Origin of the sequence: Microbacterium stercoris (assembly GCF_017592545.1) — a bacterium.
GTDB lineage: Bacteria > Actinomycetota > Actinomycetes > Actinomycetales > Microbacteriaceae > Microbacterium > Microbacterium stercoris.
The window spans coordinates 219,086-233,605 of sequence record NZ_JAGFOA010000001.1 but is presented as its reverse complement, the minus strand read 5'-3'; the positions used below and the strand labels follow the sequence as shown (position 1 = coordinate 233,605).

Sequence of the window (14,520 nt, the reverse complement as noted above, 5' to 3'; positions counted from 1 at the left end):
ATGACTCGACTCCGCTACGCGCTCGTGGGATCCGGATCCCGTGCGCAGATGTACCTCACCGCGATCGCCGAGACCCACTCGGACGTCGCCCAGCTCGTCGCCTGGACCGACACCAACACCGGTCGCCAGGACTGGTCGCTCGCGCAGCACGCGGGACTGGGCTCGCCGGTGCGGTTCGAACCGGATCAGCTGGGCCAGGCGATCGCGGAGCACGCGATCGACCGCGTGATCATCACCTCGCCCGACTTCACGCACGCCGACTACATCGTCACCTCGCTCGAGGCCGGCGCCGACGTCGTGGTGGAGAAGCCGCTCACGGTGAACGAGGAGGGCGTGCGCCGCATCGCGGACGCCGCCGAGCGCACGGGCGGCGACGTGACCATCACGTTCAACTACCGTTACTCGCCCCGCAACAGCGAGCTCAAGCGCGTGATCGCGTCCGGCGAGATCGGAGAGGTCACGAGCGTGCACTTCGAGTGGGTGCTCGACACGGCGCACGGCGCCGACTACTTCCGCCGGTGGCACCGGTACAAGGACAAGTCGGGCGGCCTGCTCATCCACAAGGCGAGCCACCACTTCGACCTCGTCGGCTGGTGGATCGCGGATGTGCCCACGCGCGTGTACGCGTCGGGCGGCCTGCGCTTCTACGGCGCGGAGAACGCGGCCCGCCGCGGCATCGGCCCGCGCCCCGAGCGGGGCACGACCGACTCGCCGCTGCGCGACAGCTTCAGCCTCGATCTGCGCAGCGACCCCACCTGGAAGGGCCTCTACCTCGACCAGGAGCAGCACGACGGCTACCTGCGCGATCGCGACGTGTTCGATCCGGGCATCACGATCGAGGACAACCTCGCGCTGGTCGTCGACTACGCGCGGGGGGCGACCATGTCGTACTCGCTGAACGCGCACTCCCCGTGGGAGGGCTACACGGTCGCGGTCAACGGCACACTCGGCCGCGCCGAGCTCACGGTCATCGAGCGCGGCTCGGTGCTGGTGGACGAGCAGGGACGCACCGTCGTCGACCCGAGCGCGCGCCCCGACCTCGTCGCGGATGACTCCGAGCGTCCGGTCGGCGAGCGCCTGGTGGTGCAGAAGCACTTCCGGCCCGCCGTCGAGGTGCCGATCCCCGAGGGCGTCGGTGGTCACGGCGGCGGCGACGCCGTGCTGCTGCGCGACGTCTTCATCGGCGCGCAGCCCGATCCGCTCGGACGCACCGCCGACTGGTCGGACGGTGTGCGCTCGATGGTCGTCGGCCTCGCGGGCAACCGTTCGCTCGAGACGGGTCAGGCCGTGCGGATCGCCGATCTCGAGCTCGGATCGGCCGGCTCGGCGCTCGCGGGAGTCTCGTCGTGAGCCGCGTCGTCGTCACCGGCGGCGCCGGCCGCCTCGGCCGCTCGGTCGTCGAGACCCTCGCCGCCGCGGGCCACGAGGTCGTCTCGATCGACCGCGGCGAGATCGTCGGATCCCCCGCGCGCCAGCTGTCGATCGACCTGCTCGACGCCGCGGCGGCCGCGGCGGCGTTCTCCGAGATCCGCCCCGACGCGGTGGTGCACCTGGCGGCCGTCGCGGTGCCGGGCGCGCTGCCGGATCCGGAGATCTTCGACATCAACACGCGTCTGGTCTGGAACGTGCTCGAGGCCTCGCTCGGATCCGGCGCGGGCGCGCTCCTGGTGGCGTCGAGCCCGACCGTGATCGGCTACGGCTCTCCGTCGGGCTGGGCCCCCGCCTATCTGCCGCTCGACGAGGATCACCCTGTCGCTCCCTGGAACGGCTACTCGGCGTCGAAGGTCGCGGTCGAGGAGATCGTGAAGATGGCCGTGCGCAAGCACGGCGATCGCCTGCGGCTCGGAGCGTTCCGCCCGTGCTTCGTGATCGCCCCCGAGGAGTGGGAGGGCGCACCGACCCAGCAGGGGCACACGCTCGCCGAGCGCATCGCCGATCCCTCCCTCTCGGCCGTGGCCCTGTTCAACTACCTCGATGCCCGCGACGCCGGCGAGTTCGTGGCGGCCTGGCTCGAACGTGCCGCCCCCGCCGACAGCGACGTGCCCAACGGCACGGTGTTCTTCGTCGGCGCGGCCGACGCGCTGGCCGACGCACCCACCGCCGGGCTGCTCGCCGAGCACGTGCCCGAGGCGGCCGCCGCGGCACCGTCGCTCGAGGGTGACGCTCCCGTGTTCTCGAGCGCCCTCGCCGAGCGCCTGCTCGGCTGGCGGGCGCAGCGGTCCTGGCGCACCGAGCTGCGGACCCTCGTCCCGTCCACCGCTGTCCCCGCCGACCAGGAGGCCTGATGTCCGCTCTCACCATCCCCGATCGCGTCCTCTTCTTCCCCGTCACGGCATTCGATGCGGCGGGGCGCGTCGACGCCGAGCTCGTCGAGCAGCACGTCGCCGAGCGCATCGAGTTCGAGCCGGGCGCCGTCTTCGCGGCGTGCGGCACGGGCGAGTACCACGCGCTCGGGATCGACGAGTACTCGACGGTCGTGGAGGCCTCCATCCGGGGCACCGCCGGCCGCGTGCCGGTGCTCACCGGCGTCGGCGGCCCGCTCGGTCACGCGATCGCCTCGGCGCGCGCCGCCGAGCGCCTCGGCGCCGAGGGGCTGCTCGTGATGCCGCCCTACCTCGTGCAGGGTCCGCAGGCCGGGCTCATCGCCTATGTCGAGGCCATCGCCGCGGCGACCGAGCTGCCGCTCATCGTGTACCACCGCGGCAACGCGCAGTTCACGCCGGCGTCCATCGAGAAGGTGCTCGAGATCCCGAGCGTTGTGGGCATCAAGGACGGCGCGGGCGACCTCGCCGTCGCGCAGCGCTTTGTGCACGCCGCCGCTCGCTCCGGTCGCGACATCCTGTTCTTCAACGGGCTGCTGACGGCCGAGATGACCCAGGCGGCCTACACGGCGATCGGCGTGCCGCTCTACTCGTCCGCCGTGTTCGCCATGGCGCCCGACATCGCCGTGGCGTTCTTCGCGGCGCACCGCGCGGGCGACGCGCAGACGCAGGCGCGCCTGCTCGAGGGCTTCTACGCACCGCTGGTCGACCTGCGCGACGAGACGCCGGGCTTCGCCGTGTCGCTCGTCAAGGCGGGAGTGCGCCTCGGCGGTCTGCCCGTCGGATCCGTGCGCGCGCCGCTGATGGACCCCACCTCCGAGCAGGTCGGTCGTCTCGAGGCGCTGCTCGCCGCGGGCCGCGAGCTGATCAAGTGACCGCCCCCCTCGACGCCCCGGCGATCGAATCGGTCGCGACCCGGCTGATCCGGATCCCGCTCACGCGTCCGTGGGGACCGGATGTCACCGACATCCGGGTCGTCGCGGTCACGGTGCGCGATGCCGAGGGCGGCGAGGGGCACGGGTTCTCGTGGACGCCGTCGATCGGCGGGGCGGCGGTGAAGGCCCTGCTCGACGAGGACGTGATCCCTGCAGCCATCGGCCGCCCCGCGGATCCGTCCATCTGGATCGATCTGTGGCGCCATGTGCATGAGGCAGGCGGCGGCGGGATCACGACGATCGCGCTGGCCGGCCTCGACCTCGCGCTGTGGGACCTGCGCGCCCGCCGCAGCGGCTGCTCCGTGACCGATCTCATCGGCCGTCGCCACACGCGGCTGCCCGCGTACGGCAGCGGCGTCAACCTGCACTACACGCTCGACGAGCTCGTCGCGCAGGCCGAGCGCTGGGTCGCGGCGGGATTCGGTGCGATCAAGATGAAGGTCGGATCTGCCGACCTCGCCCGCGACCTCGAGCGCGTCGCCGCCGTGCGTGCGGTGCTGGGACCGGAGCGCCGCCTGCTCGTGGACGCCAACCAGCGCTGGGACCTCGCCACCGCGACGACGGCGATCGAGGCCCTCGCCGCATACGACATCGGCTGGATCGAGGAGCCCCTGCGCGCCGACGACCTCGCCGGATACCGCGAGCTCGCCTCTCGCCTCGAGCCGCTCGGTGTGCCGATCGCGGCGGGCGAGAACCTGCACACGGTGCACCGCTTCCGCGACTTCCTCGACGCGGGGGCGCTGCAGGTCGTGCAGCCGAACATCGTGCGCGTGGGAGGCATCACGCCGTTCCGGGAGATCGCCGATCTGGCCCGCGAGCGCGGTGTCGAGCTCGCTCCCCATCTGCTTCCGGAGCTGTCGGCCCAGCTGGCGTATACGCTTCCCGAGACGGTATGGATCGAAGACGTCGAGGACGCCGGCTTCGGCGCGCTGGGTGCGCTGGTCGCAGCCACGGGCGTCTCCGTCGCCGACGGCGTCGTCAGCGGCGGCCCCTCCCTCGGCCTCGGCATGCAGTTCGCCTGACTCTCCCGAAAGGACCCCTCATGACGGATACGACCGTGGATCAGGTCGATGCGATCGCGCGCGCCGCGAAGGACGCGTTCGCGCTCGTCTCGAAGACGGATGACACCACGCGCGCCGCATGGCTGCGCGGCGTCGCCGACGCCATCGACGCCGATGCGGCCGGCCTGATCGAGCTGGCCGCCGCCGAGACCGCGCTGCCCGCGTCGCCGCGCCTGGGCGGCGAGCTCGCGCGCACCACGGCGCAGCTGCGCCTGTTCGCGAAGGTGATCGAGGAGGGCTCGTACCTCGAGGCGACGATCGACCACCCCGACGCCACGGCGACTCCCCCGATCCCGGATCTGCGTCGTGTGCTGCGCCCGATCGGTCCCGTGGCGGTGTTCGCGGCGTCGAACTTCCCGTTCGCGTTCTCGGTCGCCGGCGGCGACACCGCCTCGGCGCTGGCCGTCGGCTGTCCCGTCGTCGTGAAGGCCCACCCGGGCCACCCCGAGACCTCTCGCCGTATGGCCGCCGTGGTGGCGGAAGCCCTGGCCGCGGCCGGGGCACCCGAGGGCACGTTCGCACTCATCGAGGGATTCGAGGCCGGACTCGCGCTGGTCGATCACCCGGCGATCCGCGCGGTCGGCTTCACCGGATCCGTCCGCGGCGGCCGTGCGCTGCTCGACCGCGCGGCGGCGCGGCCCGAGCCGATCCCCTTCTATGGCGAGCTCGGCTCGCTGAACCCCGTGGTCATCACGCCGGGAGCCGACGCGGCGCGCGGCGGCGCGCTGGCGGAGGGCCTGGCCGGATCCTTCCAGCTCGGTGCCGGTCAGTTCTGCACCAAGCCGGGCGTGGTGCTGGTTCCCGAGGGCTCCGCCGTCGAGTCCGCCCTCCCCGGTCTGCTGGCACCGCAGAGCCGCCTGCTGACCGAGGCCATCTCCGCCGGCTTCTCGTCGGGCGTCGATCGCGTCTCGGGTGTGCCGGGTGTCGAGGTCGTCGCGGGCGACGCGGCGCCCGACGGCACCGCCCCGCTCGTCGCCGCGACGACGGCCGCCAACCTCCTGGAGCACGCCGACGAGCTGCTCGAGGAGGTCTTCGGCCCCTTCACCCTGCTCGTGCGATACCGGGACGAGGCCGAGCGCGACGCCGTGATCGCCGCCCTGCCCGGCAACCTCACGGCCACGGTGCACCACGAGGAGTCCGAGGACGTCGAGGGCCTCGTCGGCACGCTGGAAGGCCTCGCCGGTCGTGTGCTGTTCGCGGGCTGGCCCACGGGCGTCGCGGTCAGCTGGGCGCAGCATCACGGTGGCCCCTGGCCCTCGACCAACGCGAACTTCACGTCCGTCGGCGCAACCGCCGTGCGCCGTTTCCAGCGGCCCGTCGCCTACCAGGACGCGCCGGCCTCGCTGCTCCCCGCCGCTCTGCGCGAGGACAATCCCCTGGGCATCCCGCGCCGCGTCGACGGCGTGCTCGTGCTGCCGTAGGCCTGCGGGCCACCTGCCCTCCCTCTGAAAACACGTCCTCTGCGTGTTTTCAGAGGCGCGGCGACCGGCTCAGGCCAGCGGATCAGCCAGGAGCGGCTCGAGGGCGGCCTCGGCCGCGCCGATGAGCAGGCGATCGGCGCCGAGGGCCGCGGGCAGGATGCGCAGGTGCTCGCCCGGGGCCGCGAGAGCCAGCTCGCGCACCAGCTCGAGCAGGCCGTCGGGGTCGTGCTCCAGCAGGAGCGCCAGGAAGCCGCCGAGCACGATCGCCGACGGATTGAGCGCGTTCACGGCGTTGGCCAGCGCGGCGGCGAGGATGCGGCGCTGACGCGCGATCTCCTCCAGGGCGTCGGGCGCGGTCACCGCCGCGAGCGCGGCGGCGAGCTCCGCGTCGTCGGCCGCCGTCAGGCCCACGGCGCCGAGCAGGCGGGCGCGGTTGACCTCGTCCTCGAGCACGCCGTTCTGCGTGCGGCGATCCGATTCCCGCGCGATGCCCGGCCGGCTCTGGCCCCACTCGCCCGCGTAGCCGTCGGCCCCGCCGATGGCCATGCCCTGCAGCACGAGGCCGCCTCCGATGCCCGAGGCGCCTCCGTTGAGGTAGATGACGTCGGCGTGGTCGATCGCGGCGCCGAACAGACGCTCCGCGCGGGCGCCCAGCGACGCGTCGTTGCCGATGACGAACGGGATCCCCGTGGCCTCCGTCAGGCGCACCGTGACGTCCTCATCGCGCCAGCCGAGATGCGGGGCGAGGCGCACGACACCGTCCGAGGCGCGCACGAGACCGGGCACCGCGACGCCGCCGCCCACGATCCGGCAGTCTCTGAGCACTCCCGTGCGCCACTCGTCGACGATGCGCGCCACCGCGGCGACGACCTCGTCGACCGACAGGCCGACGGCCGCGCGCATCCGCACGCGCACCCGGCCGCCGAGGGTGACCGCCCCGACCTCCAGCGCATCGACCTCGGGGTTGACGGCGATCGTCACCACGTCTTCGGACGGCGCGACGATCGGCGACGGACGGCCGACGCGGCGGGTCGGATCCGGATCCCGCTCCTCGACGAGGCCGGCCGTGACCAGGGTCGCGACGAGGTCGGACACGGTCGAGCGGTTCAGCCCTGTCTGGGCCGTGATCACGGCTCGCGAGCGGGGGCCCGCCTCATGCACAAGGCGCAGCACCGCACCGAGGTTGGCGCGTCGCACCCCCTCGACGCTGGTCGCACGCATCATCTTCCCGCCGCCCTGCAGTTTGTTGTCCCTGCCACCTTATGATGTGCGGCAGCGACGGCCGGGAGAAACGCCCGATCAGGCGGGCACGTAGGCGAACCTGTCGGCGCGGGCCGTGCCGCGCGGTTCCGCCCCGTGGCTCGTGGCGTACACGCCGAACCACACGCCGAGGAACCCGCCGGTCGAGACCGCGTCGAGCTCACGCGCGTCGACCTCCGCGAGCACCTGCGCGCCGTGCCCGGTCCGCTCGTGGACGAGCTCATAGCGGTAGCCGCGAGCGCGCACCCCGACGGAGCCGCCCGACGCGACCTGCGCGGTGTGCAGCGCGATGTCGGTGCCTGCTCGACGGTGGGTCACCGCGAGCGTGAAGCCGGAGCCCCGCCGCGTGAAGCCGGCCGTGACGTGGTCGTCCTCCGACTGCCGGATGGCGAAGCCCGCGGTCTCGCCCTCGGCGAGCCCTGAGGCATCGATCGACACGGTGCAGTCGACGTCGAAGTGCTGCTGGCGCACGCCCACGAACGTCGCCGTGGTCGGTTCGGCGAGGGTCGCCGCAGAGGCCGGCAGGATCCATCCGTCCGCGTCGGCCTGGGCGACCTCCGCCGGCAGCGCGCGCGGCGTCGTCCAGCGCGCGTCGCCCGGCCCGACGATGCCGGGCGCGCGATCGTCGGGCTGCCACGAATCGGCGGCCATGGGCTCGTGCGCCCACGGCACCTCGACGGTGGCGGGCACACGACCGGCACCGGGCGCGAACACCGGCCAGCCGTCCTCCCAGGTCACGGGCACGAGGAAGGTCTCGCGGCCCAGCGGATAGTGGCGACGGTCGGGCGCGCGCATCGCGAGCAGCAGGGCCCACCAGGAGCCGTCGCGCGCCTGCACGAGGTCGGCGTGGCCGGGGCCGATCACGTCCACACCCGTGCGACCGAGGTGGCGGTGCGTCAGGATCGGGTTGCCCTTGTTCCCCTCGAACGGCCCTGTCGGCGAGTCGGAGCGCGCGACGGCCACGGCGTGGTGGAACTCGGTGCCGCCCTCGGCCGCCAGCAGGTACCAGCGGCCGTCGATCTCGTACAGGTGCGGTCCCTCGGCCCAGACGGCGCCGCGCACGGCGCCCGTCCACACGATGTGCTCGGGCCCGATGAGCGCCTGTGCGGTCGGCGAGTACTCGCGCACCCACACCTGCGTCTGATGGAACCACTCGGCCTCGGCCTCCGGCACAAGACGCGTCCCGTGGAGCCACACCCTGCCGTCGGACCCGAACGCGATCGACGGGTCGATGCCGTCCACATCGAGCCAGATCGGGTCGGACCACGGCCCCGCCGGGTCCGCGGCCGTCACCAGGAAGTTTCCGCGCGGGCTCTCGGACGGCTGCGAGGCGCGGTCGACCAGCGTGCAGACGACCCAGAACATCCCGTCGTGGAACCGGATGGTCGGCGCGAACAGCCCGCCCGATGACCCGAGACCGTCGTAGTCGAGCATCCCGGACCGGTCGATCACGTGCCCGATGGTCTCCCAGGTCACGAGATCGCGCGAGCGCATCACGGGCAGGCCCGGCAGGTACTCGAACGTCGAGGAGACGAGATAGAACCAGTCCCCCACCCGGCAGACCGACGGATCCGGGTAGCAGCCCGGCAGAAGCGGGTTCGATACCTGCGTCATGGAGCCGCCTCCCGGATCCGCTGTCAGAAGGTCAGTCGACCGAGACCGACACGACGCGGGCGTCGGCGGCGGTCACGGCGTGCACGTCGCCGATGAGTGTCACGGTGGCGCGCGCGGTCGCCGATCCGGGGAGCTCTCGCCGGCCGGCCTTCTTCTCGTTCACGATGGCGCCGCCGGTCGTCTCGTCGGCCTCGACCGCCTTCGCGGACGCCTCGGCGTGCGCGCCGACCCACACCTGCACCTCGCCCGGCTCGACCACGCGCGTGAGGGTGCGATCGGTGAACGACAGGCGCTGCGTCGGCACCGTGAACGTGACGCGACGCGACTGACCGGCCTCGAGCGCGACCCGCGTGTAGCCGAGCAGCTGCGCGACCGGACGCGTGATCGAGGCCACGACGTCGCGCCCGTAGAGCTGCACAACATCGACACCCGCGACATCCCCGGTGTTGGTGACGGTCACCGAGGCGGTGAACGAGCCGCTCGTGGCCGCCGTCTCATCAACGTGCAGGTCGCTGTACGCGAAGTCGGTGTACGAGAGCCCGAAACCGAACGGGCGCAGCGGCGTCGGATCCGTCGAGGTCACATCGGACGGTCCCCCCAGGATGGGGTGCAGGTAGCTGTACGGCGACGAGCCCGACGAACGCGGCAGGCTGACGGGCAGGCGGCCCGACGGCACCGCGGCGCCGGTGAGCACGGAGGCGATCGCGGGGCCGCCCTCCTCGCCCGGGAAGAACGCCTGGAGGACGGCACCGGGCTTGGTCTCGCCGTCGAGCGCCCAGGAGATGGCGTAGGGGCGACCGGTCAGCAGCACCACCACGACGGGGGTGCCGGTGGCGACGACGCGCTCGACGAGCTCGCGCTGCACACCCGGCAGCTCGAGCGAGTCGACGTCGTTGCCCTCGCCGACCGTTCCGCGGCCGAAGAGGCCCGCCTGGTCTCCCACCACGACCACGGCGACGTCCGCGGAGGCGGCGAGCTCGGCGGCCTCGGCGATGCCGGAGACATCCGTGCCCTCGACCTCGGCGCCGCGAGCGTAGACGACCTCGGCATCCGGCAGCGCGGTGACCAGCGCCTCGCGCACCGTGGGGATCTCGAAGCCGATCTCGTGGTCGGGGTGGTGCGCGAGCACATGATTCGCGAACGAGTAGCAGCCCTGCAGGGCCTCCACGCGGTCGGCGTTCGGGCCGATCACGGCGACGCGACGGGCGTCGGCCGCGAGCGGCAGCACGCCGTCGTTCGACAGCAGCACCAGCGACTCGACGGCCAGCTTGTGCGCGATCTCGCGGTGGCGGGGCGAGTCGAGGTCGATCTCGGTGGGCGCCTCGTCTTCGAACGCGTCGGCCTCGAGCAGGCCGAGGTCCTCCTTCTGCTGCAGGGCGCGCAGCACCGCGCGGTCGAGGTAGGCCTCGTCCAGCTCGCCCGAGCGCACCCGCTCCACGAGCGGCGCGAGGTATGCGTCACCCGTGGGCAGCTCCACGTCGATGCCCGCCTGCAGCGCGTACGCCGCGGCGGCGCCGCGATCGGCGGCGACGGCGTGCATGACCTCGAGGAAGGCGATCGCGAAGTAGTCCGCGACCACGACGCCATCGAAGCCCAGCTGATCGCGCAGGACGTCGGTCAGCAGCTCGGGGCTCGAGGCGACGGGCACCCCGTCGACCTCGGTGTACGAGTTCATGACCGAGCGCACGCCGCCGTCGCGGATCGCCATCTCGAACGGAGGCAGGAAGACGTCCGCGAGCTCACGCGGTCCGGCGTGCACCGGGGCGTGGTTGCGGCCGGCGCGCGAGTTGGAGTAGCCCACGAAGTGCTTGAGCGTGGCGTGCACACCCGTGGACTGCAGCCCACTCACGTACGCCGTGCCGACCGTTCCGACGACATACGGGTCTTCGGCGATGCACTCGTCGACACGTCCCCAGCGCGGATCCCGGATGACGTCGAGCACCGGCGCGAGACCCTGGTGGATGCCGAGCTCGCGCATCGACTCGCCGATGACCCGGCCCATCTCCTCGACCAGGTCGGGGTCGAACGACGCTCCCCAGGCCAGCGGGGTGGGGAAGGTCGCGGCCTTCCAGGCGGCGAGTCCCGTCAGGCACTCCTCGTGCACGAGGGCGGGGATGCCCAGACGCGTCTCCTTCTTCAGGCGGCGCTGCTCGTTCCACAGCCAGGCCGCCCGCTCGGCCGGGTCGACCGGGCGGGTGCCGTACACGCGGGTGTACTGGCCGAGGCCGTGCTTCGTGATGTCGGCGAGGGTGCGCCCGTCCTTGGACGTGCTCATCTCATCGGCCATCGGCGCGACGACCTCGCCGCCCTGGTCGAGCCAGTAGCCGACGATCTGGGCGGCCTTCTCCTCCAGGGTCATCTGTGCGACGAGCGCCTGGACGCGCTCCGATGTGGTGGGCCAGGCAGGGACGTGCGAGGTCATGTGGTTCTCCGTTGAGGACTGCAGGTGGTGCGGGTGAAGGGACGGAGCGCCGCGGCTCAGCCCTTTACCGCACCGGTGAGGCCGCCGACGATGCGGCGCTCGAAGAGGCTGAAGAAGATCAGCGCCGGCAGCATGGACAGCGACGTGTAGGCCAGGATCATGGCCGCATCCGACGCGTACTGCGACGTCGCCGCGTTCTGCACCGCGAGCGGCAGCGTGTACTTGTCGGATCCGAGCAGGAACAGCGGCAGCAGGTAGCCGTTCCACGATCCGACGAACGCCAGGATGCCCGTGGTGATCACGCCGGGGAGGCTGAGCGGCAGCACCATGCGGAAGAAGAAGCCCAGACGACTCGTGCCGTCGATCGCCGCGGCCTCCTCGAGCTCCATCGGGATGGCCTTGAGGAAGGGGACGAGGATGATGATCGTCGTCGGCAGCGCGAACGCGATCTGCGGCAGGATCAGACCGATGTGCGAGTTCACCAGGCCCAGCGAGCGCACCATGATGTACAGCGGCGTGATGGCCACGGTGGCCGGGAACATCAGGCCCGCCGCGAACAGCGAGTACATCTGGGTCTTGCCGGTGAAGTTGTAGCGCGCCATCACGTAGCTCGCCATCAGGCCGAGAGCGACCGTGCCGAGCGCGGTGCCGAGACCGACGATGAGCGAGTTGAGCAGTGCCGGCCAGAAGTTCGATCCGGTCAGGACGTTGATGTAGTTGTCCGGGTTCCACGGGTTCGGGAAGCCCGCCGGGTCGGTCGTGAACTGGGTGTTGTCACGGAAGCCGCCGATGATGACGTACAGCACCGGGGTGATGCAGATCGTGACGAGGATGATCGCCGCGAGGTAGACGCCGGGGCTTCCCCACTTGACGTATTCCTTGGGCTTGCGGGTGCGCTTGTCGACGGGCGCGACAAGAAGGGTGGTGGAGCTCACTTCGCGTCCTTTCCGGGGCCGTCGGTCAGTGCGCCGTCGATGTCGCGACGCAGCACGAAGCGCTGATAGACGAGGCCGACGATGAGGGAGATGAGGAAGAGCAGCACGGCGACGGCCGAGCCGAAGCCGTACTCACCCGACAGGTGACCCTCGGTGTACATGTAGAACGCCATCGTGTGGACGCCCGCGCTCGGCGCGATGCGGCCCCAGACGATGAAGACGAGGTCGAACAGCTGGAGCGATCCGATGATCGACAGGAACGCCCAGATGCGGATCGTGGGTCCGAGCAGCGGGAGCGTGATGCTCCACTGCATCTTCCAGAAGCTGGCGCCGTCGATGGCGGCCGCCTCGTACAGCTCCTCCGGGATCGACTGCATGCCCGCGAGCATGAGGATCACCGCGAAGCCGATGTACTTCCAGGTGATGATGATCATCAGCGACCAGAAGGCGATGCTCGGGTCGGAGAGCCACGAGATGTCCAGCCCGAACAGCTGGTTGATGGCGCCCGTGTCCTGCATGAGCATGCTCCACGCGAGACCGACGACGACCTCGCTGATCACGTAGGGCACGAAGATCATGATGCGGATGAACGAGCGGCCCTTGATCTTCTGGTTCATGACCAGCGCGAACAGGATCGCCAGCGGACCCTGCAGCAGGATCGATGCGATCACGATGCCGAAGTTGTGGCCGACGGCGTCGCGGAACTCGGGATCCTCGAGGATCCAGACGTAGTTCTGCAGCCCGTTCCATTCGAGGGCGCCGATGCCGTCCCACTTGAAGAAGCCGTAGAAGGCGGCCAGGAAGACGGGGAAGATGACGAAGGTCAGGAAGAGGAGGATCGCCGGCCCGGAGAGGAGGGCGATCTCACCGTTCTTGCGCCAGTCGATGCGCCGACGGCGTGCCGCCGGACGGGGCGCGTTGCGCGCATCCCCGGCGGAGGTGTTCCTCCCAGCCGCGGTCGCGGTCTGAGTCGTGCTCATGTGTCTGTCACCCGTCCTTGTGTCGTGGGTCGGGCCGGTCCGCTCGCGCGGACCGGCCCGAGGTCATGCGTTTGTCAGTCGCGCTCGGCGGCCTTCGTGACGTCGTCGATCACGGACTGGGCCGAGCCGTCGCCGGCGAACATCTTCACGACGCCGTCGTTGAGGGCGGTGCCGATGTTCTGGCCGAGCAGCGTGTCGAGCCACATGCTCATGTAGGGCGACTCCTGGTAGGCGGCGAGGAAGGTCTTCTCGACCTCACCCGTCACGGCCTCCTGGGCCTCGGCCGAGGCCGGCAGCGCCGAGTACGCCGTGGCGTACTTGCCCTGCCACTCGGGCGAGGCGAGGAAGTTGAGGAAGTCCTCACACGCCGACGGCGAGTCGACCGAGCAGGAGAACCCGTCGACGCCGCCCATCATCGCGGCCGGGTCGCCCTTGCCGCCGTCGACGGCCGGGAACGGGAACCAGCCGAGGTCGGGCAGCGGCTTCTTGTCGGGCGTCAGGTCGGCGATCACGCCCACGTTCCAGCCGCCCATGACCTCCATGGCCGCCTTGTGGTTGGCGATGAGGCCGGCCGACGAGTTCGCGACGCTCTGCGCGGGCGTCGTCAGGAAGCCCTTGTTGAAGGGCTCGGTGCCGATGAACTCCTCGAGCTGCTCGGCGGCGTCGAGCCAGCACGGGTCGCTGAAGTCCTTGGTCGTGGCGACGTCGAGGAGGGTGTCCTTGTCGCACGAGCGCAGGGCGAACCAGTAGTACCAGTGCGCGGCGGGCCATGCGTCCTTCGCACCCACGGCGATCGGGTCGATGCCGGCGGCCTTCAGCTTGTCGACGGCCTCGTTGAGCTCGTCGATCGTCGTCGGGGTCTCGGTGATGCCGGCCTGCTCGAACAGGTCCTTGCTGTAGAAGACGCCACCGGGGAGGACGGCGGTCGGGACGCCGTAGATCTTGCCCTCGACCGAGAACGCCGCGAACGGCGCGTCGCCGTAGTCGGCCTTGACGTCGTCGCTGATGAGGTCGGTGAGGTCCTTGACGAGACCGGCCTTGACCACGTCGGCGAGCTTGCCGCCACCGCGGGCCATGAAGATGTCGGGCATGTCCTTCGACTGGACGGCGGTCTGCAGCTTGCCGTCCATCTGCTCGTTCTGGATGTCCTCGATCTTGAAGGTGACATCCTCGTGCTCGGCGGTGAAGGCCTCCGTGGCCTCGCGCCAGTACGCCTGGCCGGGGCCCGTGGTCGAGTTCTGCCAGATGGTGAGCTGAACGGGACCGCCCTCTTCGCCCTCGGACTCTCCGCCGCTGGGTGCGGTGGAGGTGGTGCAGCCGGCGAGCGCCAGCGTGGAAACCGCAGCGACAGCCGCGAATGCGGCCCATGCCTTGCGAACGCTCATGTGAGCTTCTCCTCTTCGTTGAGTTTGGGACGTCCCGCCGGGCGATGCTGCCTGGTCCTCCAGGGCGTCTCGTAACACGATGACACCCGTTTGGGGGACATGTCAAACGTTATCGATAACGTTTTCGACGCTAGGATGTCGAACACGGGCCCTGCAAAGAGGCAGAGTCGGATGCGACGCGCCGGT

General features: G+C 71.1%; 11 protein-coding genes. 5 read left to right on the top strand and 6 right to left on the bottom strand.

The features are described from left to right. Genes J5V96_RS01070 through J5V96_RS01050 form a run of 5 tightly spaced genes read left to right on the top strand, consistent with a single transcriptional unit; the run spans position 1 to position 5,738 of the window. On the top strand, positions 1 to 1,350 hold the full coding sequence (locus J5V96_RS01070) for a Gfo/Idh/MocA family protein (RefSeq protein WP_208499628.1): 1,350 nt from the start codon (positions 1 to 3) through the stop codon (positions 1,348 to 1,350). After that, positions 1,347 to 2,285, top strand: a complete 939-nt coding sequence (locus J5V96_RS01065) for an NAD-dependent epimerase/dehydratase family protein (RefSeq protein WP_208499627.1) — start codon at positions 1,347 to 1,349, stop codon at positions 2,283 to 2,285. The genes J5V96_RS01070 and J5V96_RS01065 overlap by 4 nt, the downstream gene beginning before the upstream one ends. Further along, the gene (locus J5V96_RS01060) at positions 2,285 to 3,196 is read left to right on the top strand and encodes a 5-dehydro-4-deoxyglucarate dehydratase (RefSeq protein WP_208499625.1); all 912 of its coding nucleotides are present in this window, start codon (positions 2,285 to 2,287) and stop codon (positions 3,194 to 3,196) included. The genes J5V96_RS01065 and J5V96_RS01060 overlap by 1 nt, the downstream gene beginning before the upstream one ends. After that, positions 3,193 to 4,278 carry a mandelate racemase/muconate lactonizing enzyme family protein gene (locus J5V96_RS01055; protein WP_307793084.1) on the top strand — a complete coding sequence of 362 codons (1,086 nt, stop codon included), beginning with the start codon at positions 3,193 to 3,195 and terminating at the stop codon, positions 4,276 to 4,278. The genes J5V96_RS01060 and J5V96_RS01055 overlap by 4 nt, the downstream gene beginning before the upstream one ends. 20 nt (positions 4,279 to 4,298) lie before the next feature. Further along, on the top strand, positions 4,299 to 5,738 hold the full coding sequence (locus J5V96_RS01050) for an aldehyde dehydrogenase (NADP(+)) (protein WP_208499623.1): 1,440 nt from the start codon (positions 4,299 to 4,301) through the stop codon (positions 5,736 to 5,738). 69 nt (positions 5,739 to 5,807) lie between these two features. On the opposite strand, the gene J5V96_RS01045 is transcribed toward J5V96_RS01050, so the two are convergent. The 6 genes from J5V96_RS01045 to J5V96_RS01020 form a co-directional block, all read right to left on the bottom strand. Next, positions 5,808 to 6,959 carry an ROK family transcriptional regulator gene (locus J5V96_RS01045; protein ID WP_307793083.1) on the bottom strand — a complete coding sequence of 384 codons (1,152 nt, stop codon included), beginning with the start codon at positions 6,957 to 6,959 and terminating at the stop codon, positions 5,808 to 5,810. Between the two features lie 78 nt (positions 6,960 to 7,037). Beyond that, positions 7,038 to 8,612 (bottom strand): glycoside hydrolase family 43 protein, encoded by a 1,575-nt coding sequence (locus J5V96_RS01040; protein ID WP_208499618.1) that lies wholly within the window; start codon positions 8,610 to 8,612, stop codon positions 7,038 to 7,040. Positions 8,613 to 8,643: 31 nt separating this feature from the next. Continuing rightward, the gene (locus tag J5V96_RS01035; RefSeq protein WP_208499615.1) at positions 8,644 to 11,034 is read right to left on the bottom strand and encodes a beta-xylosidase/alpha-l-arabinosidase; all 2,391 of its coding nucleotides are present in this window, start codon (positions 11,032 to 11,034) and stop codon (positions 8,644 to 8,646) included. Positions 11,035 to 11,090: 56 nt separating this feature from the next. Beyond that, a complete protein-coding gene (locus J5V96_RS01030) occupies positions 11,091 to 11,969 on the bottom strand; it encodes a carbohydrate ABC transporter permease (RefSeq protein WP_208499612.1) in 879 nt (292 codons plus the stop codon). Beyond that, positions 11,966 to 12,949, bottom strand: coding sequence for a carbohydrate ABC transporter permease (locus tag J5V96_RS01025; protein WP_208499609.1), 984 nt, complete (start codon positions 12,947 to 12,949; stop codon positions 11,966 to 11,968). The genes J5V96_RS01030 and J5V96_RS01025 overlap by 4 nt, the downstream gene beginning before the upstream one ends. Positions 12,950 to 13,023: 74 nt before the next feature. After that, on the bottom strand, positions 13,024 to 14,334 hold the full coding sequence (locus J5V96_RS01020) for an ABC transporter substrate-binding protein (RefSeq protein ID WP_208499607.1): 1,311 nt from the start codon (positions 14,332 to 14,334) through the stop codon (positions 13,024 to 13,026). Between the last annotated feature and the right edge of the window lie 186 nt (positions 14,335 to 14,520).

Bases quoted from the DNA above. Each gene is read 5' to 3' on its own strand.
- J5V96_RS01070 (WP_208499628.1), top strand. From the start codon at position 1: ATGACTCGACTCCGCTACGCGCTCGTGGGATCCGGATCCCGTGCGCAG.
- J5V96_RS01060 (WP_208499625.1), top strand. From the start codon at position 2,285: ATGTCCGCTCTCACCATCCCCGATCGCGTCCTCTTCTTCCCCGTCACG.
- J5V96_RS01050 (WP_208499623.1), top strand. From the start codon at position 4,299: ATGACGGATACGACCGTGGATCAGGTCGATGCGATCGCGCGCGCCGCG.
- J5V96_RS01045 (WP_307793083.1), bottom strand. From the start codon at position 6,959: ATGCGTGCGACCAGCGTCGAGGGGGTGCGACGCGCCAACCTCGGTGCG.
- J5V96_RS01040 (WP_208499618.1), bottom strand. From the start codon at position 8,612: ATGACGCAGGTATCGAACCCGCTTCTGCCGGGCTGCTACCCGGATCCG.
- J5V96_RS01035 (WP_208499615.1), bottom strand. From the start codon at position 11,034: ATGACCTCGCACGTCCCTGCCTGGCCCACCACATCGGAGCGCGTCCAG.
- J5V96_RS01025 (WP_208499609.1), bottom strand. From the start codon at position 12,949: ATGAGCACGACTCAGACCGCGACCGCGGCTGGGAGGAACACCTCCGCC.
- J5V96_RS01020 (WP_208499607.1), bottom strand. From the start codon at position 14,334: ATGAGCGTTCGCAAGGCATGGGCCGCATTCGCGGCTGTCGCTGCGGTT.